Here is a 23,304-nt window from a genome sequence, read left to right on the forward strand (position 1 = left end):
ATAAATCCGTCATCAATAAGAACAAATCCCGCTCTGCCGGGATGGAGAAAAAAATGCTCGATTATCTGAATGACCTGCTGTGGGGCAAGGTCCTGATTGCCTTCCTGATCGGCCTCGGTTTGCTGTTCACGGTTGGCTCCCGTTTTGTTCAATTCCGCTACTTCGGTCGTATGTTTGGCATCCTGCGTGCTAGCGAATCTGCTCGTGACAAGCACGGTCACTTGAGTTCTTTCCAGGCACTGTTGCTGTCGGTTGCCGGTCGTGTTGGCGGCGGTAACATCGCCGGTGTTGCGGTTGCGATTACTCTGGGTGGCCCGGGTGCGATTTTCTGGATGTGGGTGGTTGGCCTGATGGGTATGGCAACCAGCTTCTTCGAATGTACGCTGGCACAGGCTTACAAAAAGAACGATTCTGACGGCGCTTACCGTGGTGGCCCTGCTTATTACATCCGTCGTGGTCTGGGCAAGCAGTGGACCTGGTTGGCCGGTCTGTACTCTGTATTGCTGCTGCTGACCTTCGGTTTTGGCTTCACTGCCATGCAGTCATACTCCGTAGCGACCTCTTTCGAAGACGCTTTCGGTATTCCTGTTTACCACACCGGTATTGGCCTGGCGCTGATCGTTGGTCTGATCATCTTCGGTGGCGTGAAGCGTATCGCCCGCGTTTCTGAAATTCTGGTACCGGTAATGGCCGGTGGTTACCTGGCCATCGCGCTGGTGGTTCTGGGCATGAACATTTCTGCAGTGCCTGACGTGATCGCCCTTATTGTGAAAAGCGCTTTCGGTCTGGAACAGGCTGTTGGCGGTGGTGTTGGTGCTGCGATCCTGATGGGTGTCAAGCGTGGCCTGTTCTCCAACGAAGCCGGTCTGGGTTCTGCTCCAAACGTTGCAGCTGTCGCATACGTTCCACACCCTGCTGCTCAGGGCATCGTGCAGTCTTTCTCTGTTTTCATCGATACCATCATCCTGTGTTCCTGTACTGCGTTCGTGATTCTGTTGAGCGGCATCTACGATCCAGCCACCATTGGTGAGCACGGCGGTGTTGCCCTGACCCAGATCGCGCTGGCAGATCATGTCGGTGAATGGGGTCGTGCGTTTGTTTCCGTCGCCCTGCTGATGTTTGGTTTCAGCACCATTCTGTACAACTACTACCTGGGCGAGAACTCCCTGAGCTTCTTCCGCGAAGGCAGCGCAACCCTGCTGAACGGCTTCCGTGTGGTACTGATCTGTCTGTGCTGCTGGGGTGCCATCATGGATCTGGGTACGGTATTCGCCTTTGCCGACGTCACCATGGGCCTGCTGGCACTGGCTAACCTGTTCGCTCTGGCGCTGCTGTTCAAGAAAGGCCTGCGTCTGATGAAGGACTACGACGAGCAGCTGAAAGCCGGTATCAAACAGCCGGTATTCGATGCCAAGCAATTTGAAGACATGAACGTTGATGCTGCTGCCTGGGAACTGGAACCAGAGCATCAGGCAGTACTGAAACAGCGCGCCAAATAACACGCTTCACAGCTTTGACGGGCGGTCGTTTGGTCGCCTCTGCCCGTCACCCCTTGCGCCACTCCACCCCGCTCTCACCGTTGGAGTGGCGCCCTTTTTAACCAAACCTCTATTTCTTATTCCCTTACTTCCACATTTTCGGGGTGGACACTATGACTACGCGACGCGAACACGATTTACTGGGTGATCTGGACATTCCGGCCGAGGCCTGGTTCGGCGTTCAAACCCAACGAGCGGTAAATAACTTTGCCATTACCGGCGTTCCTATCAGCCATTTTCCACAATTGATTCGCGCGCTGGCACTGGTCAAAAAGGCCGCCGCCAAAGCCAACGAAGACATTGGTTACCTGCCAGCAGCCAAGGCCAGTGTCATCATGGATGCCTGTGACGACATCATTGACGGTGCCTTGCACGACCAATTTGTGGTCGACCTGATCCAGGGCGGTGCCGGTACTTCCACCAACATGAACGCCAACGAAGTGATCGCCAACCTGGCGCTGCACAAGTTGGGGCATGGCAAGGGCGAATACCAGTTCCTGCACCCGAACGACGACGTTAACTGCTCGCAGTCCACCAACGACGCCTACCCGACCGCCGCCTGTCTGGCCATTCAATTTGCCGCCGAGCCGCTGATGGAAGCCATCAAGAGTCTGGTTGCGGCCTTTGAAGCCAAGGGCAAGGAATTCGCCGATGTGGTGAAGATGGGCCGTACCCAGCTGCAAGACGCCGTGCCGATGACCCTGGGCCAGGAATTCGAAGCCTTTGCGGTTAACCTCAACGAAGACATCGACCGTCTGAAAGAAGTCTGCCTGCTGCTGTGTGAAGTAAACCTGGGCGGTACCGCCATTGGTACCGGCATCAACACCCATCCGGATTACGCCCAAAAAGCCGTCAGCTACCTGGCCGAGTTCTCTGGCAAGCCGATGGTACCGGCCGCCAACCTGGTCGAAGCCACCTCCGACATGGGCGCGTTTGTGATGTTCTCTGGCGTGCTACGCCGTTTTGCCATCAAGCTCAGCAAAATCGCCAACGACTTGCGCCTGCTGTCCAGCGGCCCACGCACCGGCTTTGGCGAGATCCGTTTGCCGCCGATGCAGCCAGGATCATCCATCATGCCAGGCAAGGTGAACCCGGTGATTCCGGAAGCGGTTAACCAGACGGCTTTCCAGGTGATTGCCAACGACCTCGCCGTCACCCTGGGCGCTGAAGCAGGTCAGTTGCAGCTCAACGCCATGGAACCGCTGATTATCTACAATCTGTTGAATTCCATGCGAATGCTGGGTAACGCCTGTGATATGTTCGAGAACAAGTGCATTCGCGGCATTGAAGCCAACCGCGAACGCTGTGCCGAGCTGCTGGAAATCAGCATTGGCAGCATCACCGCACTGGTGCCACACATTGGCTACTCGAATGCCTCCCGCATTGCCAAACAGGCGTTGCACAGTGGCAGCACCGTACGGGAACTGATTCTGTCCGAAGGACTGCTGGATGAAGCCGAGCTCGAACGACTGTTAAGCCCACAGTCGATGCTGGCACCCAAAAGCCGAGACAAGTGAGGGCCATGAATGAATAACACCAAGAGAATACTGGTGATCTACACGGGAGGCACCATTGGTATGGTGCCGTCCGATCAGGGTTACGTTCCAGCGCCGGGCTTCGAAGCCCGGGTACGTAAACACCTGAATGATGACATTGTTCAGCAATTGCCTGAGTTCGAAGTACTGGAGATGGATCAGCTGATCGACAGCTCCAACGCCGTGCCTGCCGATTGGGCACGGGTCGCGACGCTGTTGCAGCAATACTGGCAACAATACGACGGTTTTGTGGTACTGCACGGTACCGATACCATGGCCTATACCGCCGCGGCATTATCTTTCATGATAACGCCAATGGATAAACCGGTTATCGTTACTGGTTCCCAGATTCCACTGGGTGTTATTCGCTCAGATGCTGTCGATAATTTAACCAATTCTTTGCTATTTGCGACCTCAAATGAACTGTTTGAGGTCTGTATTTGTTTTGGCAATCGTTTATTGCGCGGTAACCGTGCCAGTAAACTGAAAACCACCGCACTCGATACTTTTGACTCGCCCAACTTTGATCATTTGGGAAAAATGCAAATAGACGTCGAATTGTACGGCGATTTATTACTACGCGGTGACAAAGCCGACTTTTGTATTCCCGAGTTCAGCAATTCGTCCGTAAAACTACTGATGCTGTATCCGGGCATAACCGCCGATATGATCGAAGCGCCTCTTAAGGCCGCTGATACCCACGCTGTGATCATGATCAGTTACGGCGTTGGCAACCCGCCAGACGCCAACCCCACGCTGATTCCGGCGCTTGAAGAAGCCATTTCACGGGGCATCACAGTGGTTAATTTGAGCCACTGTTTATGGGGCGATATTGAGCAGGGAGCCTACTCAACCGGCGCCACCCTGAACCGCATTGGCGTGATTGGTGGACGCGATATCACCCTCGAAGCCGCCTTCGCCAAATTGCACTGGCTCACTTCCATGGGCTTTGAACAGAATGGAATCAGTGCCGGATTTACGACGCCGAAGGCCGGTGAGATCAAGGCTTGAGGACATTGTAAATAAGCCGTCATCATAGGTGTGACATATTTGTCAATTCCCAATTTATTCAATAAAAACGGGAACCATATCATGACATTCGGCGCAGATTGGGTAGATACTCAGGCCACGTGAACGCAGCGTATTTCCGCCATAACCCTGTGATATGAGTCACCTATCGGGAACTTCTAATCATCAATATAAGCGGTTTTACGGTTGATTAACCGATAGGGTTTGTTTTATATACTTACCCGCCAATTGGAAAACGCCTTTAGGCTTACTCTAAAAAACGGAGAACATCATGAAAAAACAGGTTCTGGCTCTGGCTATCGCAGCCGCCACTTCCGCCCCAGCATTCGCTGTTGAAGCTACTACTGACTTCTACGGCTCCCTGCGTCTGAAGCTGACCGACGGTAGCGATTCCGCTATGGACGTTACCAACAACTACTCCCGTATTGGTATCAAAGGTTCTGTTGAAACTGATCTGGACAACGTAAAAGCCCTGTACCGCTACGAAGTGGGTGTTGGCAAGTGGGACAACGATGACGAGCCTACCAACGCTAACGAAGGCAACATCCGCAGCCGTCTGGCATGGGTTGGTCTGGAAGGCGACTTCGGTACTGTTAAAATCGGTCAAGACTGGACTCCTTACGCTCAGGCGCTGACCTTCACTACCGATATCACCAGCTCCTACTCCCCAGCTCAGTTCTTCGGTAACCACTACCGCGCTGACTCCCAGATCTCCTACTACTCTCCAGACATGAGCGGCTTCAAGTTTGCTGCTGCTGTTATGTCTGACAACGACGTAGAAAGCGGTTCTGGTGCTGACTCTTTCGAAGTGACCGGTACTTACTCTGCCGACATGTTCACTGTTTCCCTGGGTACTATCCAGGAAGAACTGGAATCCATGCCAGACGTAATGTCTCTGGGTCTGGGCGTGTCTGCTGACGCTCTGTACGTTGGCGTTCTGGTTGAAAACCTGGACGACACTGACACTGAAGACAGCCGCACTGCTCTGTCCCTGGCTGCTCAGTACGACGTTGAAACCGGTGCTATCGTTGCTTACGCATACGACCTGGGCGATGACGACAACTCCAACGGCTTCGCTGCTGAATACCAGCACTCTCTGGGCGACGCTACCACTCTGTGGGTTGAGTTCGCTAACAACAGCTCCGACAGCTCTGACGACACTCAAGACTACTCTGTTGGTCTGAAAGTAGACTTCTAATTGCTGCTTTAGCAAATTAGAACGTCAGAAAACGGCCCTTCGGGGCCGTTTTTGCGTTCAGGGCCGATGTATTAGCGACTGATTCCTGACCTCACAACTCCCCGCTTTCCAAACTCACACGCCCCCCTCAAGCCCGCTGCAAGCGCCACTGCTCCGGCGTCATGCCCACCTGATTACGGAACATCACAATAAACGCCGAGGCACTGTTGTAGCCGAGGTCCAGGGCAATGCTCTCAACCGCCTGACCGCTTTCCAGCAAGGCAAACGCCTTCACCACCTTCAAACGCTGACGCCACTCTCGCAACGACAAGCCTAACAGCCGATCGAATTTACGAATCAGCGTCCGCTCACTGGTGTGTACCAGTGCCGCCAACTGAGCCGCTGTGCGTTCATCCGCCGGGTTTTGCCACAAGATGTCCAGTATTGGCCCCAATACGCCGTCATCCGACATCGGCAAGTAGGAACCCTGCACCTCTGCGGCAACCAGTTGATCCACTAGCACGCGCAACAACCGCTGGGTCGCCGCCGCCGGCTGCTGACTGGCATCCCGCAACTGATTCAGCAGCGCCCGGGTCAGGGCATTCACCTGCAACAGAGCAGCCTGCTGCGGCAATCCCTCACACAGGTCCGGCCGGATATAGAAGGAGCCATGACACGCCTGCGCCCGGCTGATGCCATTGTGCTCGGTGTTGGGTGGCAACCAGATGCCAAACTGCGGCGGCGCCACAAAATGAAACCCTTCTACCTGTACCTCAATCGGCCCGGTGTAAGAGCACACAAACTCGCCCCAGGCATGGGTATGAACCGGGTACAGGGTGTCATTGCGGGTAACCGCCGCCCGGTACACCAGCGCGTCGGTTTCTGCACCGTACAACACCACACTTTCTTGCGGGTCAGCGCTGCCCGTATGGCGGGAATCAAACTTGGGAGACAGCAACTCCCGTTGCGGGCTGCTGTTGGGGCCATGGGCCAGGAATCGCGGATTTGGCATTTATTCATCCACAGATGGCGTTAATTCAATATCGATATTCAAAAGTGCCAAACCATAATAGCCAATCCAACCCATCTTGTCCGGTGACCATCATGCCAAGCAACAAACCTCTCGATGCCCTTGCCATTGGCCTGATGGTGATCACCACCTTTGTCATGAGCCAACAGCAGATCCTGTCGAAACTGGCCGCGGATGATATGAGCCCAACCTTGCAAATCGGCTTGCGCTCATTGTTCAGCGTGATTCTGATTGGCGGTTGGGTCTGGCTGCGCGGTCTGCACCGCAGCTTTGTCAGCGGTGCAGTGTTACCCGGTATGCTGGCAGGCGTGCTGTTCGCGCTGGAATACCTGGGTCTGGGTGAAGGCCTGAAGCACACCACCGCCTCTCATGCGGTGGTGTTCCTCTACACCGCACCGGTGTTTGCCGCACTGGGGCTGCATTTCACCGTCGCTCACGAACGGCTGTCCAGTATTCAGTGGCTGGGCGTCTTTGCGGCCTTTGGAGGCATTGCCCTGGCGTTCCTCTGGAACGACACCGCCGGTGGAGAGAGCAGCCTGCTGGGCGATTTCTACTGCGTTTTGGGCGGTCTGGCCTGGGGCGCGACCACGGTGTTGATTCGCAACACGGTATTGAGTCAGGCGCCGGTGATGCAAACCCTGACCTGGCAATTACTGGGTGCCAGCGTGATTCTGGTTGGCTACGGCCTGATCAGCAACGACAGCCCGATTGTGTGGAGCAACAAGGTGCTGTTGAGCCTGTCGATTCAGACGCTGATCATTTCCATTGCCGCACTGCTGACCTGGTTCTGGCTACTGCGTATCTATCAGGCGTCCCGGCTTGGCGTCCTATCCTTTATGACTCCCCTGTGGGGAGTGGCCATGGGCGTGCTGCTGCTGGACGAGCCGCTGGAAGCTGGCTTTGTTGCCGGTGCGCTGCTGGTACTGGGGGGGATTTTGCTGGTCAGCGGTGACGACTGGTTGCGCCAGCGTGCCATCAAGCGCCAGCAGGCATTGCAGAACTCCGCCTCAACAACTACAGCCAAAGACCCCCAAACCGTGTTGTAATCGAACATCCAGGCGGCCTGTTGCGCCGCCATTATGGACAGGAGAGCGCTATGGCCGACGCTAGTTACAATACCAGCCAGACCAACAGCCAGACCAACAGCCAGACCAACAGCCAGAACACCACGCCAGACTCCGTAACAGCCATCAATCATCTTGAACAGTGGTTGCAGAAGCACAAGATGCAGCCACTGATTCAGGCGCCAATGGCCGGTGTGGCCACGCCAGAATTGGCCGCAGCGGTGAGCAATGCCGGCGCACTGGGGTCGATTGGCATTGGCGCCACCTCCGTTGATCAGGCCCGCGATATGATTCGGGCAACCCGGGCACTGACCGACAAACCATTCAATGTAAATGTGTTCTGCCATGCTGAAGCCCAACGCAACGCCGACCGCGAAGCCAACTGGGTTGCCAGCCTGACGCCCTTCTTTGACGAATTTGAAGCACCAGCCCCGACACAGCTCAACGAGATCTACACCAGTTTTATCCACAGCCCCGAAGCCCAGGCCATGCTGTTGGAAGAAGCCCCCGCCGTGGTCAGTTTCCACTTTGGCTTACCAGACAAAGAACTCATCACAGCTTTCAAAGCCGCAGGCACCCTGACGTTGGCAACGACGACCAACTTGCACGAAGCCGAACAAGCTCGGCGGGCCGGTATCGACGCGATTGTTGCCCAGGGCTATGAAGCCGGTGGCCACCGCGGCATGTTCGATCCCAGCGCCAGCGACCAGCAATTGCCCACCGCCGTATTGGTACGAATGCTGGCAACCGAACAGCCGTTACCAGTAATTGCCGCTGGCGGCATCATGGACGGGGCTGGCATGAACGCCATGAAAGCCCTCGGTGCTACCGCCGTTCAACTGGGTACCGCCTTTGTGCTGTGCCCGGAATCCGCTGCCAATGCTGGCTATAAAGAGCGTCTGAAAAACGCCACAGAACACACCACAGAGATGACGCTCGCCATTTCAGGGCGTCCTGCACGTGGGCTGAGCAATCGGCTGACTCGCCATGGTGCCGAAGCCGCCATAGCGGTGGCAGATTACCCATTGGCCTACGACGTCGCCAAGCAACTGAATGCCGCTGCCAGCGCTCAGGGCAGTCATGAATTTGCAGCCCACTGGGCAGGCCAGGGCGCGCCACTGTCACGGCAAATGACAGCGGCCGGGATGGTGAAGGTGCTGATAGAAGAAGCGGACTGGTAAGGCTTATTCCACCGTGACGCTCTTGGCCAGGTTACGAGGCTGGTCGACGTCAGTGCCTTTGATCACGGCAACGTAGTAGCTCAGCAGTTGCAGCGGCAAGGTGTAGACGATGGGTGCGATCACGTCGTCACAGGCAGGCACCGGCACCACGATCATGTTTTCAGCGGCGCTGATGGCGGCAGACTCTTCCGCGAAGACGTACAGCTCGCCGCCACGGGCGCGCACTTCCTCAATGTTGGATTTGAGCTTTTCCATCAGGTCGTTGTGAGGCGCGACCACAACGATCGGCATTTCTGCGTCGATCAACGCCAGCGGGCCGTGCTTCAGCTCACCGGCTGCGTAGGCTTCCGCATGGATGTAGGAGATTTCTTTCAGCTTCAACGCCCCTTCCATCGCAATCGGGTACTGGTCCCCACGGCCCAGGAACAAGGCGTTGTGCTTGTCGGCGAAGTGCTCCGCCAGACGTTCGATGTCGTCGTTCATCGACAGTGTTTGCTGAATCAGGCCCGGCAGGCTTTCCAGTGCCTTGGCGATGCGCTGTTGCACGTCGGAGGCATCGGCAGTGCGTTCGGCCAAAGCGGCAGTCAGCAGCAGCAAGGCTGTCAGCTGGGTGGTAAAAGCCTTGGTGGAGGCAACGCCAATTTCAGCCCCGGCCCGGGTCAGTACCGTCATATCAGACTCACGCACCAGCGAGGAGCCCGGCACGTTGCAGATCGACAGAGTTTTGGTGATGCCCAGTTCCTTGGCCTGACGCAGCGCGGCCAGCGTGTCGGCGGTTTCGCCACTTTGGGAAATGGTCACCAACAGGGTATTCGGACGAATTACCGGACGGCGGTAACGGAACTCGGAGGCAATTTCGACGTTGCAGGAAATCCCCGCCAGCGACTCAATCCAGTAACGAGCGGTTACCCCGGCGTGGTAGCTGGTGCCGCAGGCAATGATCTGAACGGCATCGACGTCGGACAGGTCGCCCAGCGCTTCCAGATTGAGCTGGCCATTCAGCAAACGGCCCTCCAGCGTGTTGGCAATCGCCTGCGGCTGCTCGTGGATTTCTTTCAGCATGTAGTGGCGGTATTCGCCTTTGTCACCAGCGTCGTGCTCAACCGAGCTTTCGCGCACTTCACGCTCTACCGGCTGGTTTTCAAGGTCAAAAATACGCACGCTCTGGCGGGTAATTTCCGCCACATCACCTTCTTCCAGAAAGGCAAAACGACGGGTGACAGGCAGTAGCGCCAGTTGGTCGGAGGCGATAAAGTGTTCGCCGATACCAAAGCCCACCACCAGCGGGCTGCCCGAACGGGCTACCACCATGCGCTCTGGCGTCTGGCGATTGATCGCCACCATGCCGTAGGCACCTTCCAGACGACTGCGAACCTGCTGCACCGCCGTGAGCAAATCGGCACCGTCGCTGACCGCACGCGCCACCAGATGCGCGATCACCTCGGTATCAGTCTGCGACTGGAACTGGTAACCATCGGCTTGCAGTTCTGCCCGCAGGGCTTCGTGATTTTCAATAATGCCGTTGTGTACTACGGCGATATCGCCGGACACGTGTGGGTGCGCGTTGGCTTCGGACGGCTCGCCGTGGGTCGCCCAGCGGGTATGAGCGATACCGGTACCGCCAGGCAGGCCTTGTTCAGCCACTGCATCGGCCAGCGCTTGCACTTTGCCCAGACGACGCAGGCGTTGCAGTTGAGGCTCACTGGCACCGGCGTCCAGCACGGCAACACCGGCGGAGTCGTAGCCACGGTATTCAAGACGACGGAGTCCTTCCAGCAGAATTTCAACCACATCACGCTGGGCAACCGCACCCACAATGCCACACATACGAGCTTCTCCTGAACCAAGGCTCTGACGTTAACAACAACCAATTCGCAGACTCAGACACCACCAGTGCGGCAGAAATTCCGGCTGCAACAAAAGAGCTGAGGTTAACACAAAGGACTGTAAAGAATTGAGCGACGGGCAGGTTTCGGGCGGGATTTCAGAGTGAATCAACCACTACCTGATTGCGGCCACCTTGCTTGGCCCGGTACAAGGCTTTATCGGCCCGTTCAAAGACGGTTTCCAGACGTTCGCCCTTACGGGCTTCGGCCAGTCCGAATGACATGGTGATGGACACCGGGTCACCCTTGAAGTGGTACGGCAGGGATTCAATAGCCGCGCGCAACTGTTCGGCACTCTGACTGGCTTCTGTCAGGGTTTGGGATTGCAGGATGATGACAAACTCTTCGCCGCCATAGCGGGCCAGAAAGTGCGGTTTGGCCACATGCTTACCGAGGGTTTTGGCGATCAGCTTCAGCACCCGGTCGCCAGCCTGATGACCAAACTGGTCATTAATGCGCTTGAAGTAATCAACATCGGCCACCGCCAGCACCAGCGAGCCCCCCTCGTCCAGCTGCTTCCAGAGCTTGCGGGTGTGAGCACTGTAGGCATGGCGGTTGGGTAATCCGGTGAGGGCGTCCTTGTAGGCCAACTGTTGCTGGCGCTCAAACGCCTGCCGCGTGGCACTGGCCTGACGTTCAACGTCCTGCAACCGTTGGTTCAGTGCAACGATTTCCTGCTGCTGGGCTTCTTCGCGCTGCTGTTCGTGGGCGTCGAAGGTTTCCAGCGCCGAGACGATGGCCACCAGATGGGATTGCAGCCGCGCGCCCAGGGTTTCGAGTTCGCCGTCGTCATTGGCGAGGCTGCGTAAATGCCCCACCTGCTGCTGCACTTCGTTGCTTAAATTCAATCGCGCCTGCTGGCTGCCTTCACTGCTGAAGCACTCTTTTTGCAGGTGCTGTTGCAGGTTCATCAGCTGATCATCCAGCTGGTGCAGGAAGCTCTGCATCGCTGTCTGGCTAGCTGACAGTGCCGTCATGACCAGATCAGCCAGCTGCTCCAGCAGGTCGACCAGATCGGGCAAGGAAGGCCCAGCCAGCAGTTGCTGGCGCAAGCTTTGGGCAGCGTCCTGCTGGCTATCCGACAGGTTCAGCTGATCCAGCAAACGCAGCAACCCCTGACACAGGTTCTGCTGCACCTTCATGGCTTCTTGCAACGTCTGGTCATCTGCCTCAACCAAGGGGGAATCTGGCATTGATGCGGTGCTTTCTTCCAAATGGTTGCCTTCTTTGCCAACGGCGACTTTCTTGCTGCCAAACAGCCGCTGCCACAGTGACGGGCCTGTTTCGGCTTCCGCATTGGCGCCAGCCACTGGGGATGATGGCATGGCGTCGAGCCAGTCGGCGACCAACTGCAAGGCACTCAATGAGGTATCCAGCTCACTGTCGAGCCGTTTGCGTAACGACCGTAGCCGCTGCAACTCAGTGCTCTCAAGCGGTAAATCCAGCAATGTGGCGGCAGAATGTTGCAAGGCCTGCAGTAATTGTTGATTCGTCGCCGACTGACGGCTTTCAAAGGAACGGATCAGGGTTGATAGTGAGTCGGTTTGAGGGGCGTTGCCCTGCTTCTTGATTTGCTGTCGCAGGCCCTGCAATTCAGGATCGAGCGCGCTGTCTTGCCCCTCTGCCAACAGGCAGACCACCACAAAGGAACGCCGCCAGGCTTCCTGTTGTTGCTTCCACGCCTCCTCATCCTGTTCCTGCTGCTGCAACAGATCGAGGTATTTGGCTCGCCAGCGCTCTGCGTCGCCGAGGGACTTATCCATACGATTTATCCAAACGATTGTTCCATACGAGGGCCCGCAGGTTCAGTGCATTCTGTCATTAGGGGACATCTATTTAATCCTGCACGGCTCTGCGCGAGTGTTGCCGTTGTTCAGTGCAAGGCGACGGATGCAGCGAAATGACGAACCTGTCCGGTCGAGTCTTTTCAAATTCGTCAACACCGCACTGGGCGGCGGCAATCCGCGCCCTGCGGGGGCTGCCGGATGATCTCGACTCTGTGTCGCCGACTTTTGACTTGACCCGTCAGGCCTGCAAGTCGGCTTCGTGATTCGAAACCACCCGGTAGCCCAGAGTGAGCACCGGATAAAATAGATGTCCCCATTAGTATAGATTCCCTTGTCGATTCGGCTAACGCAGTGATGTAACAAACGGTTGCAGCCAAACGGCAGGCACAAAAAAACCGGGCATTGCCCGGTTTTTACTGCACAGACGGCTGATTAGTTGCCGTTGCGCTCTTTCTCGATGAGGAAGTTCACCACATTGATCATATTGTCCTGGCCGCCAGCAGAGCTGGCGGAAACAACGTACTTGCCGTTAACAATCAGCGCCGGAACACCACTGATCTTGAACGAACGAATGCGCTGATCAGCTTGCTTCATGCGGGATTCCACCGCAAAGCTCTCGTAGGTTTTGTCGAACTGATCGGCGGTGATGCCGCCGTGCTGTACCAGGAAGTCGCGCTGGTCATCTTCAGACAGCAGACGCTGCTTTTCCAGATGGATGGCACGGAAAATCGGCGTGTGTACCTTGTCGAGGATGCCCAGCACGTCAGCGGTGTAGAACAGACGGGCATGAGCCACCCAGGCTCGACCGAACATCGCAGGCACCGCGGTGAATTTCACATCAGATGGCAGCTCGGCCTTCCATGGCTCAACGTAGTTTTCCAGGTGGAAGCAGTGCGGACAGCCAAACCAGAAGGCCTCTTCAACGTGGATTTTGCCATCGGCCATTACCGGCACCGGTTGACTCAGGGTGGTGTAGCCATTGCCGTCGCTGTAGGTATCTGCGACAGCCAGTGAGGCCAGCATCATCAAGGGTACGGCCATCCAACGTTTGATCTGCGCGAGCATAGGGGTCTCCATTTCAATGTCGCAAATTCTTGTTCGCTATTGAGCGTAATTCTCACATAAAGGTTCCGTTGCATACTAGGGACCCTCTGAAAAACTCCGCACAGCTCTGCGCGAGTCCTGCAGGTTGTCAGAACAAGGCGGCGAATGCAGCGGAATGACGAACCTGTCCGGCCGAGTCTTTCCAAATTCGCCAACACCGTTCTGGCGGGCTGCAAGCCGCGCCCTGCGGGGATGGCAGGGCATTGATGACGAACGGCCAGATTCGAGAGGATAAACGGTAGCAACCGCTTTGTATGCCGGCAGCCAGGTTGATTTATGAAAACACAAAAAAAGCGGCCGAAGCCGCTTTTTTCAATCTCAGGTTACCCGAATTAACGCAGGCCCTGAATGTAGTTGGACACGGCTTCGATTTCAGAGTCGTGCAAACGGTAGGCGATGTCACGCATCATGCGGGTGTCGCCATCGTTCATACGGGTGCCGGCACTGAAGGCATGCAGCTGCTTGCTGGTGTAGGCATCGTGCTGACCAGACAGCATTGGGAAACCCGCCAGGTCCATGCCTTTACCGGCTGGGCCATGACAGGCCATACAGGCTGGCACACCTTTTTTCTCGATGCCTGCACGATAGATCTTCTCACCCAGAGCCACCAATTCTTCCTTGGCACCGCCACCAGTCGCGTCTTGCGCGCTGAAGTAAGCGGACAGGTCGGCAATGTCGTTGTCGCTCAGGTTGGCAACAAACGCGGTCATTTCCGGTACCGAACGATTGCCATCGCGGATGTCCTTGATCTGCTTGATCAGGTAGCGTTCACCCTGACCGGCAATTTTCGGAAACGTTGGCACCATGCTGTTACCGTCTGCTCCGTGGCAGGCTGCACACATTACAGATTTTGCTTTGCCCGCTTCCGCGTCACCACTGTAGGCGGAGTTCGCGTCACTGGCATGTGCCGCGGACATGAGTCCGGCTGAAACAAAGAGGCTAATCAACAGGTTTTTCATCGTCAGATCCAGGTTGTAAGTGAATTCTTATCGTTGCAGGCGTTATATCTCCACGAGCCTGTTATTTTGGCGTAGACATAAAGGTGATCAGCGCCTTGTATTGTTCGGCTGTGCAATCCATACACAGCCCACGTGGAGGCATGGCATTAAAGCCATTGGTGACGTGGTTTACCAGCGTATCCATACCCTTCTCCAGGCGCGGGGCCCAGGATGCGGCATCATGGGCGGCAGGCGCTCCCAGCATGGCGGCAGTTTGAGGGGAGTGGCAGGCAGCACACGCCATGTTGTACTTGGCTTCGGCATCGAAGGCTTGCACGTTGGCAGAGAGGGCTACTGCAGATACGGCGAACAGGGTAAGAAGTTTGTTCATATTCAGATCTCTCATCATTATTAGTTTGATACTTCTGAAGGTCTCTCATTGAGCTCTTGGCGGCTTTGTTGAGACTCTTACCCATGAATGATACACGCTGTGGTAGACTGACTACGCCATTCATTAGGTCATGCATTATATATCATCAAAAACCGGACGGTCATTACGTTTACCCCATGCCAAATCAGCATTCCTTGACTTATACCAAGACCCACTACCTTCGTAGTGCCGCAAAGCTCAGCCAATGTCCTGAGGAGATTACCCGGGAAGTTGCATTTGCCGGTCGCTCCAATGCTGGCAAGTCGAGCGCGTTGAACTGTTTGACCGGCCAAAGAAAGCTGGCCCGAACCAGTAAAACGCCTGGCCGCACGCAATTGATCAACTATTTCCAGATTGGCGAACTGCCACTGGCGATTGTCGACCTGCCAGGATACGGCTATGCCAAAGTACCGGTGGGCGTAAAAAATGCGTGGCAAAAAGAACTGGGTGACTATCTTCAGAACCGGGATGAATTGGTAGGCCTGGTACTACTAATGGATATACGTCACCCACTGACGGATTTCGACACTGGCATGATCCAGTGGGCGGAAGACAACGGCATGCCGTTGCATCTGATTCTGACCAAGGCCGACAAGCTAAAGCGCGGTGCGGCCCAGAACACTCTGCTGCAAGTGCGCAAAGCGGTTAAAGATATGAGCACTCCCGTGACGGTGCAGACGTTCTCGTCATTGAAAGCCCAGGGGCTGGATGTGCTAAAGCAGCGCCTGAATGAGCTGCTGGTGCCGGATCAGGAAGACGACGCCGACAACGCCGAAGTCGATTTGCCGGAATCCCCGGAGTCTAACGACTAACACGCTGTCTTACTTGCCCTTACTGCCCTACCGAACATCTATTCACGGCTACCTGCCAAACCCGGAGGCCACTCCGGGTGACCCATATTTGGCCAGCACCAATCAGGCCCCTGTCACAATAAATAACAAAAACCCCACCTTTTTGCTGTTATCGGGAACTTTGTCAACGAATCCCTGTTCTATATTCAACATATTCCCGGTGTGGAATTGTGATGGTGCGAACCGTCATCTCTTCATAGGTAGTTCTACTCTTCGGTTATTCCCCCAGAATCCGAAGCTGGCCCGCCCGTTTCCCCTTACGCGCGGGTCTTTTTTTGTCTGTTGTTTATGTACCGCTCAGCCCCGTAGGGTGCGCACTGCGCACCACACAGCTGGCCAACATCAGTGCGCCTGTTCCCAGTTATCACCAATGCCCGCTTCTACCAGCAATGGCACCTTCAGTTCCGCCGCCGCTTGCATGCGTTGCTTAAGGGCTTCAGCAAAAGCCTCGGCTTGCTCTGCCTTCACTTCCAGAATCAGTTCATCGTGTACCTGCATGATCATGCGGGCGTCGAAGCCGGATTCTGGCAGCCAATCGAACACCTGTACCATGGCGCGTTTGATGATGTCGGCGGCACTGCCCTGCATTGGCGCGTTGATCGCGGTACGCTCGGCATGCTGGCGACGCGGCACGTTGCGCGATTTGATTTCCGGCAGGTACAGACGACGACCAAAGATGGTTTCAACGTAGCCTTGCTCTTTGGCGTGCTCGCGGGTGTTTTCCATGTAGTCGGCCACGCCCGGATAGCGCTGGAAGTACAGGTTGACGTAGTCCTGCGCTTCGTTGCGGCCAATGCCCAACTGCTTGGCCAGACCAAAGGCCGACATGCCATAGATCAGACCAAAGTTAATCGCCTTGGCGCTGCGACGCTGGTTATCGGTAACTTCGTCTTCAGCCACTTCAAACACTTCCGCAGCAGTAGCACGGTGAATATCGCGGCCCTCACCGAAGGCTTTCAGCAAGCCGTCGTCGTTCGACAGATGCGCCATGATGCGCAGCTCGATCTGGGAGTAATCCGCCGCCACCAGCTTGTAGCCTTCCGGCGCAATAAACGCCTGACGAATGCGGCGGCCTTCCTCGGAGCGCACAGGAATGTTCTGCAGGTTAGGGTCACTGGACGACAGTCGACCTGTCGCTGTGACCGCCTGATGATAGGAGGTATGCACGCGGCCAGTTTTACCAGCAATCATGGTGGGCAGCTTGTCGGTGTAGGTGCTTTTCAGCTTCGACAGACCACGGTGATCAATGATGATTTGCGGCAGCTCAAAGCCGTCTTCCGCCAGCTGCACCAGCACTTCTTCCGCGGTGGATGGTGCGCCTTTCGGGGTTTTCTTGATCACAGGCAGTTCGAGCTTCTCGAACAGGATTTCACCCAGCTGCTTCGGTGAACCGAGGTTGAACACCTGTCCGGCGGCATCGTGGGCTTGCTGCTCCAGCTGTTGCAGCTTCTGTTCAATTTCGGCGCTTTGGGCATGCAGCTTGTCGGCATCGATCAAGGCACCCAGTGATTCCATTGCCGTCAGCACCGGCATGGCAGGCATTTCGATGTCGCTGAACACACTGGCGAGGCTGCCGTGCTTCTGCAGTTTAGGCCACAGGGTCTGGTGCAAACGCAGGGTAATATCAGCGTCTTCCGCAGCGTATGGGCCTGCGACATCCAGCTCAATCTGATTGAAGGTTTTCTGCTTGGCACCCTTGCCAGCAATCTCTTCAAAGCTGACGGTTTTGTAACCCAGATATTTCAACGCCAGGCTATCCATATCGTGGCGGGTGGCGACAGAATCCAGAATGTAGCTTTCCAACTGGGTGTCGAACTCCACGCCTTTCAGCTCGATGCCATGGTTGGCCAGCACGTGAGCGTCGTACTTCATGTGCTGGCCGACTTTTTTCTGGTTTTCGTCTTCCAGAATCGGCTTCAGCTGCGCCAGAACCTCGTCCCGGTCGAGCTGCGCTGGCGCGCCTTCGTAGTCGTGCGCCAGCGGCACATAGGCGGCCTTGCCCACTTCGACAGCAAACGACACACCGACGATTTCGGCTTCCTTGTACACCAGTGATGTGGTTTCGGTATCGAAAGCGAACAGCTCGCTGGCTTTCAGCAGCTTGATCCAGCCATCGAGACCTTCCTGAGTCAGGATAATTTCGTATTCGCCTTTTTCGCTGGATACCGCTGGTTCGTCGTCAACGTTTTCTTCAGCAGTCCCAACAGAGCCAGCCGCAGTGCCCGTCACAGAGCCTTCCACAGAACCAGAGGCTTCAGAGGCATCCGACAGCTCGGCAATCCAGCCCTTGAACTCCATGGTTTTGAACAGCTCCAACAGTGCTGGCTTGTCGATTTCGCTATTCTTCAATTCACCTAACGGCTGTTCCAGTTCAACATCGCATTTGATGGTTGCCAGCTCTTTCGACAGCAGCGCCTGATCCTTGTGTTCTTCCAGTTTGGCGGCCATGGTTTTGGCACCACGGAAAGACAGATCTTTTACCTTGTCGAGGTTGGCGTAGATGTCCTCCAGCGACCCCAAACCGGCCACCAGACCAACCGCGGTTTTTTCACCGACTTTCGGTACACCCGGGATGTTATCGACCTTGTCGCCCATTAAGGCCAAATAGTCGATGATGTGCTCAGGCGGTACGCCGAATTTTTCTTTCACGCCGTCAACGTCCATAAACACGTTGGTCATGGTGTTGATCAGCGACACATGCGAGTCCACCAGCTGCGCCATGTCCTTGTCGCCGGTAGAGACAATCACCTTGCAGCCACTGGCCTCGGCCTGTGACGCCAGCGTGCCAATCACGTCGTCGGCTTCAACGCCTTCAACAATCAACAACGGCAGGCCCATGGCGCGGATGATGTTGTGGATAGGTTCAATCTGCTCGCGCAGCTCACCCGGCATCGGCGGACGGTTGGCCTTGTACTCGCTGTACATGTCATTACGGAAGGTTTTGCCCTTGGCATCAAACACCACCACCATCTGGGCACCTTCGTAATCCTTTTGCAGTCGCTTGATCATACTGATCACGCCCTTCACCGCATTGGTATGAAGGCCGTTGGAATTGGTCAGCAGCGGGATCGCGTGAAAAGCGCGGAACAGATAGGAAGAGCCGTCAATCAGAACGACTGTCTTGGACGCTGTCTCAGACATAGGAAGTTACCCGGGCAGTAGCGGTAGAGTGACGCAGACTTGACCAAAACGCTGGGGTTGCTGGCCAAGGGCACCTACAATAGAACGAAGATTTGAATGGAAGGCATCCTAACATGAAGACCAACAATCGTCTGGCTCGCAACGCACGCACGTTACTCTTTTCACTGGCTTGCTGCCTGCCATTGGCGACGGTCTTAATGCCAGCGCACGCGGCCGGTTCGACCGAAGAAACCGTGACCATCCGCAACGATGGCGACAAAACGTATTATGAGTTCCGGGTGAACGGTGAACTGGTTGAAATCAAGGTGCAGCCGAAGGTCGGCAAACCCTACTATCTGGTGCCGTCACCGGATGACGACCAGAACCTGATGCGCCGCGACAACCCCGACATTACGGTGCCGAAATGGGTGATTTTCCGCTGGTAAGTCAGATCAGCGATTTCAGACCAGGGATTGCAGTGCGGTGCGCAGCTCACGGGCGTTCCAGATGCCCTGAGCGCCGTACCAGAGGCTGTTCAGACAGGCCAACTGACGGTTGGCTTGTTGCCAGTCAGACTGTTCCGGATCGATGCCAAGGTCGACCAGCAGCATGGCTTGTTCGGCAGGGTTGCCTTCCGACATCTGTACCAGACTGGCGATGTCCCACAGCGGATGACCCACTGTGGCGTACTCCCAGTCGATCAGTCGCCATTGGTTGTTCGACCACTTCCAGTTGTCCGGATTGGGGTCCATATGGCACAGCGAACGCTCCGGCCCGGGCAGTTCGGCCATGCCCGCTTGCAGTTGCTGTTTAAGCTGCTGCCAGTCGCTGTTCCAGCGCCCTTCCAGACGCTGTTCAATGGCCTGCCAATACACCTCGGCCTTGGCGCACACATCCATCACTTCCAGACCAAAATGCCATTCGCTGGTCAGCGGCAGGTCATGCAGGCTGTGCAGACGTTGTTGCAGCTGTGGCCAGGGCTGATGCCCCTGTTTCAGCACGTCACGTAGCGACGGGCCATCGAGGTATTCCACAATCCAGTACACATCGTCCGGGCAGCGGTACAACACCCGCGGTGCCAGACCGGCTTCCGCCGCTCTTTGCTGAATGAAGTATTCGTGGTCGCGACGGATATCCAGGTCGCCGGAGTTGGCGGCGTTGATGCGGATTACCCAGCGCTGTTCGTTAACGCTGAGCAACCAGCTCTGATTGGTCAGGCCGCCGCACAGTGGCCGCAGCTGATTGGGCTGCGGTGGTTGTTCAAGCAACTGCCAGAGTCTCGAGTCAGACAACACCTCAGACAACACGTCAGCCGACTGGTGTGTGCTGGCAGCGGCTTGCTGCGCGGACAGCAGAGTAGAAGAAGGCATTAATTCGATATCAGGCTGACTGACCCAGCGCCAGATCCTCCTGCTGACTGCGGTAGTCTTTCAGCCACAGCCAGAAACCGCCAACGGCCAGCACCACGTAAATGGCCATCAGGAAGGCGGTTGGGTACAGTCCACGGTCGATGTACAGGTAAATCGCCACGGCATCGATGACCACCCAGTAGATCCAGTTTTCCAGTACCTTACGAGTCACCATCCAGGTGGTAATCACTGCCCCCAGGTGGTGAAGGAGTCCAGATACGGCAGCGCCGCCGAGGTGTTTTCCGTCAGCAGGTAGCCGCTGGTAAAGGTCAGCACGGCGATCGCCAGTAGCACCAAAGCATGCTGTTTAAAACCCCAGCTTTGCACCGGCAATGGTGTTGAATCGGCGCTTGAGGCCTTACCAGCACTGCTGTTACTGCCCGAACGCCAGGCCCACCAGCCGTATACCGCCATGACCAGATAGTAGACATTAAGTGCCGATTCCATCACCAGACTGACATCCCAGAACAGCCAGCTAAAAATGGCGGTACTGCCAAACGCGGCATACCAGCAGAGGTTATTCTGGCGCATGGCGAACACCAGATAGGCAACGCCGAGAATCACAGCAATCCATTCGGCCATGCTCTGGGCGGCAAAGCCTTCAACGATGGCATTTACGATATCAGTCATAGTCAGTATCCGGGGTGGAGAAATCAGCCGTGGGGTTTCAGTGCAGGGTCGAGGTTAACCCCCGGGATCATCTTGTAGACAAAGATGGCCTTGCCGTAAGTTTCGAACGAGCGCTTCATTTCGGCACTGATGGTGTTCATCACCAGGTCGTATTCACCAAACACCTGAGTGCTCATGGTGTTGCACTCCACCACCAGGCCTTCTACCGCTTGCAAGCGTTCGATAAACGCCTTGATGGCCGGTTTGTATTCGTCAGCCAGTGGGTATTTGCTGATATCAACGGAAAGCTCCATAGCGGGCTCCTTGCAAGGTTGGGTGTATCGATGGGGTGCCCGGCTGGCTACAGTATGCCTCCCGCCGGGCGTCTGATTCCGCATCAGAAGTAGTATTTGCCTTCTACGCCAAACAACCGTGGGGTGCCGTACTGCACCCAGCGCTCATTGGTATAGCCATCACGCGGGTCATTACCGAAGTGGAAACCACGCACTTCGTAATCAACGTTGGTCAGGTTACGGCCATACAGCGCCAGTTGCCACTGGCTGGCATCGTAGCCAATACGCGCATGCCACAGCTGGTAGGCGCTGGATTTTTCGTTATGGCTGTCGGACAGGTAGAAGCTGTCCTTGGCTTCCTGCTCTACCGTCAGGCTGAAGCCGTTACCCAGCAGGTAGTTCAGACGGTTGGTGAAGCTGTATTCCGGCGACTGAGCCTGCTCGCGGCCGTTCATGCTGAACGTGCCATCGTCGGTTTCATACTGGTAGTCGAGGAATTCGGTTTTCAGGTAACCACCGGAGAAAGTCCAGTCAACTTGCTCGGAGAGTGCCAGGTCGAACTCCACTTCTACACCGTAGTTCTGACCTTCAGCCGCGTTGGCCAAGTAATCCTGGAAGGTGAAACCACCGCTTTCGTTTGGAATCGCGTACGAGCTTTTCACCTGCTGGTCCTTACGCAGGATATAAAACGCGGCAACGCGGGTTTGCAGGCGGTCGTTGAGGCTGCTGGATTTCAGACCGGCTTCCCAAGCGTAATTGTATTCGGTATCGAAGGTGCGGTTGGCTTCGCTGATGTCCGGGTCGGTGTTCACGCCACCGGCTTTGAAACCACGGGCCAACGAGGCATAGGCCAGCTGGTTCTCGTTGAGCAGGTATTCGGCGGTGATTTTACCGCCCCAAAGGTTCTCGGTGCGATCTTCATCAATGCTGTTGCTGTCGTTGTAGTCGGTCGACCAGCGCTCGGCACGCAAGCCCAGAGTCAGACTCAGCTGTTCATTGATGACGCTGCTCAGCTCGCCGTAAAGCGCCTGGGATGCGGTCTCCAGTTTGCTGTCGAACGGGTCCTCCCAGGTGTATTCCCGATCCAGTGATTCGTCCCGGCTCATGCGGTAGTAGCCCACCACCCAATCAGTGCTATCGCCAAACAGACGGCCTTGCTCGGATGAGGTCAGGCGCAGGTCCAGTTCACGACGCTGATAGTCACGCAGGTAACGGTCGGTAGACGAGTAGCCATCGATATCCGCCAGACACTCCCCCTGGGTGGTATCACACGGGTCCGGTGTATACACAGGGTCGTCAGACATCCAGATGTACTGGCCGTAGGCCCAGTCTTCGTCGTAGCTGTATTCGGTATCCGAGTTGCTGCCAGACAGATGGACACGCAGGTCGAAGGCGTCAGCGGCTTCGGAAGTCCAGGTCAGCGCGGCAGCGTTGGTGTTCTGCACGTCCTTGCCCGGCTCATCGGAATAGGTGGTACGGGTATTATCCAGCGAGAAACCGTCGTAGCCGTTATCCACGTTAATACGCAGCAGGGTCAGATCGAGCTGGTTGCGAGCGTTCAGCTCCACCGCGGCTTTCAGACGCAGCAGCTGCTCGTCGATGTTCTGGGTATCGTCACGATCCAGATACGCATTGCGCATATAGCCATCGGAGGTGTTTTTGTGGGCCGCCAGACGCAGTTTCACCTTGTCGGATACCGCACCGGATACCGCCGCCCCCAGGGCGCGGGTGTTGTAGTTGCCCAGCTTGCCGCTGACCATGCCTTCAAATTCATCGGTCGGAGCGTTGCTTTCAATATTGATCATACCGGCCAGTGCGTTGGCACCAAAACGGGTGCCTTGCGGGCCACGCAGTACTTCTACCTGCTGCACATCAAACAGGCCAGCACCACCGCCCAAACCGGTCATGTCGATGCCGTCCACACGCAAACCCACCGACGGGTTCACCGGGTCGACAAACTGGCTGCGCTCACCAATACCGCGAATCTGGTAGTAACGGCCACGGGACGCGCCGGAACTGAAGTTCACGTTGGGGGCCAATGACAGCACGCTTTCCAGATGATCGGCGGAACGCTCTTCAATGGCTGCCGCGCCAACCACGGTGGTGGCTTCCGGAATGGTTTGCACATCGGCCTGACGGAAGTCGGCGGTCACCACCACTTCTTCGTCAATGTTATCCACAGTGCTTGCCTGAACTGGCAAGGCAACGGCGGCAGTCAGTGCTACTAACAAGGGAGATTTCTGGAACTTCACTGGGGTCAATCCTCTTTAATACTGAGCAAAAGGAGACCCGGTTCAGACGGAACTGCGTAGGTGATTGCGTC

Annotated in this window: 18 protein-coding genes and 1 pseudogene; 8 read left to right on the forward strand and 11 right to left on the reverse strand. The window is 56.1% G+C overall.

The genetic code is table 11. The features are described from left to right. Window positions 1-53: 53 nt before the first annotated feature. The 4 genes from ACXADJ_RS15195 to ACXADJ_RS15210 all read left to right on the forward strand — a co-directional run bounded on the left by ACXADJ_RS15195 (window position 54) and on the right by ACXADJ_RS15210 (window position 5,300). Window positions 54-1,499 (forward strand): alanine/glycine:cation symporter family protein, encoded by a 1,446-nt coding sequence (locus ACXADJ_RS15195; protein WP_475067437.1) that lies wholly within the window; start codon window positions 54-56, stop codon window positions 1,497-1,499. A gap of 152 nt (window positions 1,500-1,651) precedes the next feature. Continuing rightward, window positions 1,652-3,055 (forward strand): aspartate ammonia-lyase, encoded by a 1,404-nt coding sequence (locus ACXADJ_RS15200; RefSeq protein ID WP_475067439.1) that lies wholly within the window; start codon window positions 1,652-1,654, stop codon window positions 3,053-3,055. A gap of 9 nt (window positions 3,056-3,064) precedes the next feature. Next, window positions 3,065-4,084: an asparaginase gene (locus ACXADJ_RS15205; RefSeq protein WP_475067441.1), complete on the forward strand. Its 1,020-nt coding sequence runs from the start codon at window positions 3,065-3,067 to the stop codon at window positions 4,082-4,084. A gap of 289 nt (window positions 4,085-4,373) precedes the next feature. After that, window positions 4,374-5,300 carry a porin gene (locus tag ACXADJ_RS15210; RefSeq protein ID WP_475067444.1) on the forward strand — a complete coding sequence of 309 codons (927 nt, stop codon included), beginning with the start codon at window positions 4,374-4,376 and terminating at the stop codon, window positions 5,298-5,300. 127 nt (window positions 5,301-5,427) lie between these two features. Here ACXADJ_RS15210 and ACXADJ_RS15215 read toward each other — a convergent pair whose 3' ends face one another. Then, window positions 5,428-6,291 (reverse strand): AraC family transcriptional regulator, encoded by an 864-nt coding sequence (locus ACXADJ_RS15215; protein WP_475067446.1) that lies wholly within the window; start codon window positions 6,289-6,291, stop codon window positions 5,428-5,430. 92 nt (window positions 6,292-6,383) lie between these two features. Here ACXADJ_RS15215 and ACXADJ_RS15220 point away from each other — a divergent pair, with 92 nt between their 5' ends. Together ACXADJ_RS15220 and ACXADJ_RS15225 are read left to right on the forward strand one after the other, a co-directional pair. Then, window positions 6,384-7,355, forward strand: a complete 972-nt coding sequence (locus ACXADJ_RS15220; protein ID WP_475067448.1) for a DMT family transporter — start codon at window positions 6,384-6,386, stop codon at window positions 7,353-7,355. A 50-nt stretch (window positions 7,356-7,405) separates the two neighbouring features. Beyond that, window positions 7,406-8,554, forward strand: a complete 1,149-nt coding sequence (locus ACXADJ_RS15225; protein ID WP_475067449.1) for an NAD(P)H-dependent flavin oxidoreductase — start codon at window positions 7,406-7,408, stop codon at window positions 8,552-8,554. Between the two features lie 3 nt (window positions 8,555-8,557). On the opposite strand, the gene glmS is transcribed toward ACXADJ_RS15225, so the two are convergent. The 5 genes from glmS to ACXADJ_RS15250 all read right to left on the reverse strand — a co-directional run bounded on the left by glmS (window position 8,558) and on the right by ACXADJ_RS15250 (window position 14,660). Then, on the reverse strand, window positions 8,558-10,381 hold the full coding sequence (gene glmS / locus ACXADJ_RS15230; RefSeq protein WP_475067451.1) for a glutamine--fructose-6-phosphate transaminase (isomerizing): 1,824 nt from the start codon (window positions 10,379-10,381) through the stop codon (window positions 8,558-8,560). A gap of 157 nt (window positions 10,382-10,538) precedes the next feature. Continuing rightward, window positions 10,539-12,203, reverse strand: coding sequence for a GGDEF domain-containing protein (locus ACXADJ_RS15235; protein WP_475067453.1), 1,665 nt, complete (start codon window positions 12,201-12,203; stop codon window positions 10,539-10,541). A 456-nt stretch (window positions 12,204-12,659) separates the two neighbouring features. Further along, complete coding sequence (locus ACXADJ_RS15240) at window positions 12,660-13,292, reverse strand: thiol:disulfide interchange protein DsbA/DsbL (protein WP_475067455.1); 633 nt, start codon at window positions 13,290-13,292, stop codon at window positions 12,660-12,662. 371 nt (window positions 13,293-13,663) lie between these two features. Further along, window positions 13,664-14,290 carry a c-type cytochrome gene (locus ACXADJ_RS15245; protein WP_475067457.1) on the reverse strand — a complete coding sequence of 209 codons (627 nt, stop codon included), beginning with the start codon at window positions 14,288-14,290 and terminating at the stop codon, window positions 13,664-13,666. Between the two features lie 61 nt (window positions 14,291-14,351). Then, the gene (locus ACXADJ_RS15250) at window positions 14,352-14,660 is read right to left on the reverse strand and encodes a c-type cytochrome (RefSeq protein ID WP_475067459.1); all 309 of its coding nucleotides are present in this window, start codon (window positions 14,658-14,660) and stop codon (window positions 14,352-14,354) included. Window positions 14,661-14,836: 176 nt separating this feature from the next. Here ACXADJ_RS15250 and yihA point away from each other — a divergent pair, with 176 nt between their 5' ends. Beyond that, complete coding sequence (gene yihA / locus ACXADJ_RS15255; protein ID WP_475067461.1) at window positions 14,837-15,511, forward strand: ribosome biogenesis GTP-binding protein YihA/YsxC; 675 nt, start codon at window positions 14,837-14,839, stop codon at window positions 15,509-15,511. Between the two features lie 381 nt (window positions 15,512-15,892). On the opposite strand, the gene polA is transcribed toward yihA, so the two are convergent. Next, window positions 15,893-18,691: a DNA polymerase I gene (gene polA, locus ACXADJ_RS15260; protein WP_475067464.1), complete on the reverse strand. Its 2,799-nt coding sequence runs from the start codon at window positions 18,689-18,691 to the stop codon at window positions 15,893-15,895. 113 nt (window positions 18,692-18,804) lie between these two features. On the opposite strand from polA, the gene ACXADJ_RS15265 reads away from it, so the two are divergent. Then, complete coding sequence (locus ACXADJ_RS15265; protein ID WP_475067466.1) at window positions 18,805-19,116, forward strand: DUF2782 domain-containing protein; 312 nt, start codon at window positions 18,805-18,807, stop codon at window positions 19,114-19,116. A gap of 15 nt (window positions 19,117-19,131) precedes the next feature. On the opposite strand, the gene ACXADJ_RS15270 is transcribed toward ACXADJ_RS15265, so the two are convergent. The 4 genes and pseudogenes from ACXADJ_RS15270 to ACXADJ_RS15285 form a co-directional block, all read right to left on the reverse strand. Beyond that, a complete protein-coding gene (locus ACXADJ_RS15270; RefSeq protein ID WP_475067469.1) occupies window positions 19,132-20,040 on the reverse strand; it encodes a phosphotransferase in 909 nt (302 codons plus the stop codon). Between the two features lie 10 nt (window positions 20,041-20,050). Then, a pseudogene (gene pnuC / locus ACXADJ_RS15275) lies at window positions 20,051-20,709 on the reverse strand (nicotinamide riboside transporter PnuC). A 23-nt stretch (window positions 20,710-20,732) separates the two neighbouring features. Then, window positions 20,733-21,002 (reverse strand): hypothetical protein, encoded by a 270-nt coding sequence (locus ACXADJ_RS15280; RefSeq protein WP_028292198.1) that lies wholly within the window; start codon window positions 21,000-21,002, stop codon window positions 20,733-20,735. Window positions 21,003-21,085: 83 nt separating this feature from the next. Continuing rightward, on the reverse strand, window positions 21,086-23,233 hold the full coding sequence (locus ACXADJ_RS15285; RefSeq protein WP_475067471.1) for a TonB-dependent receptor: 2,148 nt from the start codon (window positions 23,231-23,233) through the stop codon (window positions 21,086-21,088). Window positions 23,234-23,304: the final 71 nt, after the last annotated feature.

Source organism: Oceanobacter sp. ABM4_470 (assembly GCF_056158645.1).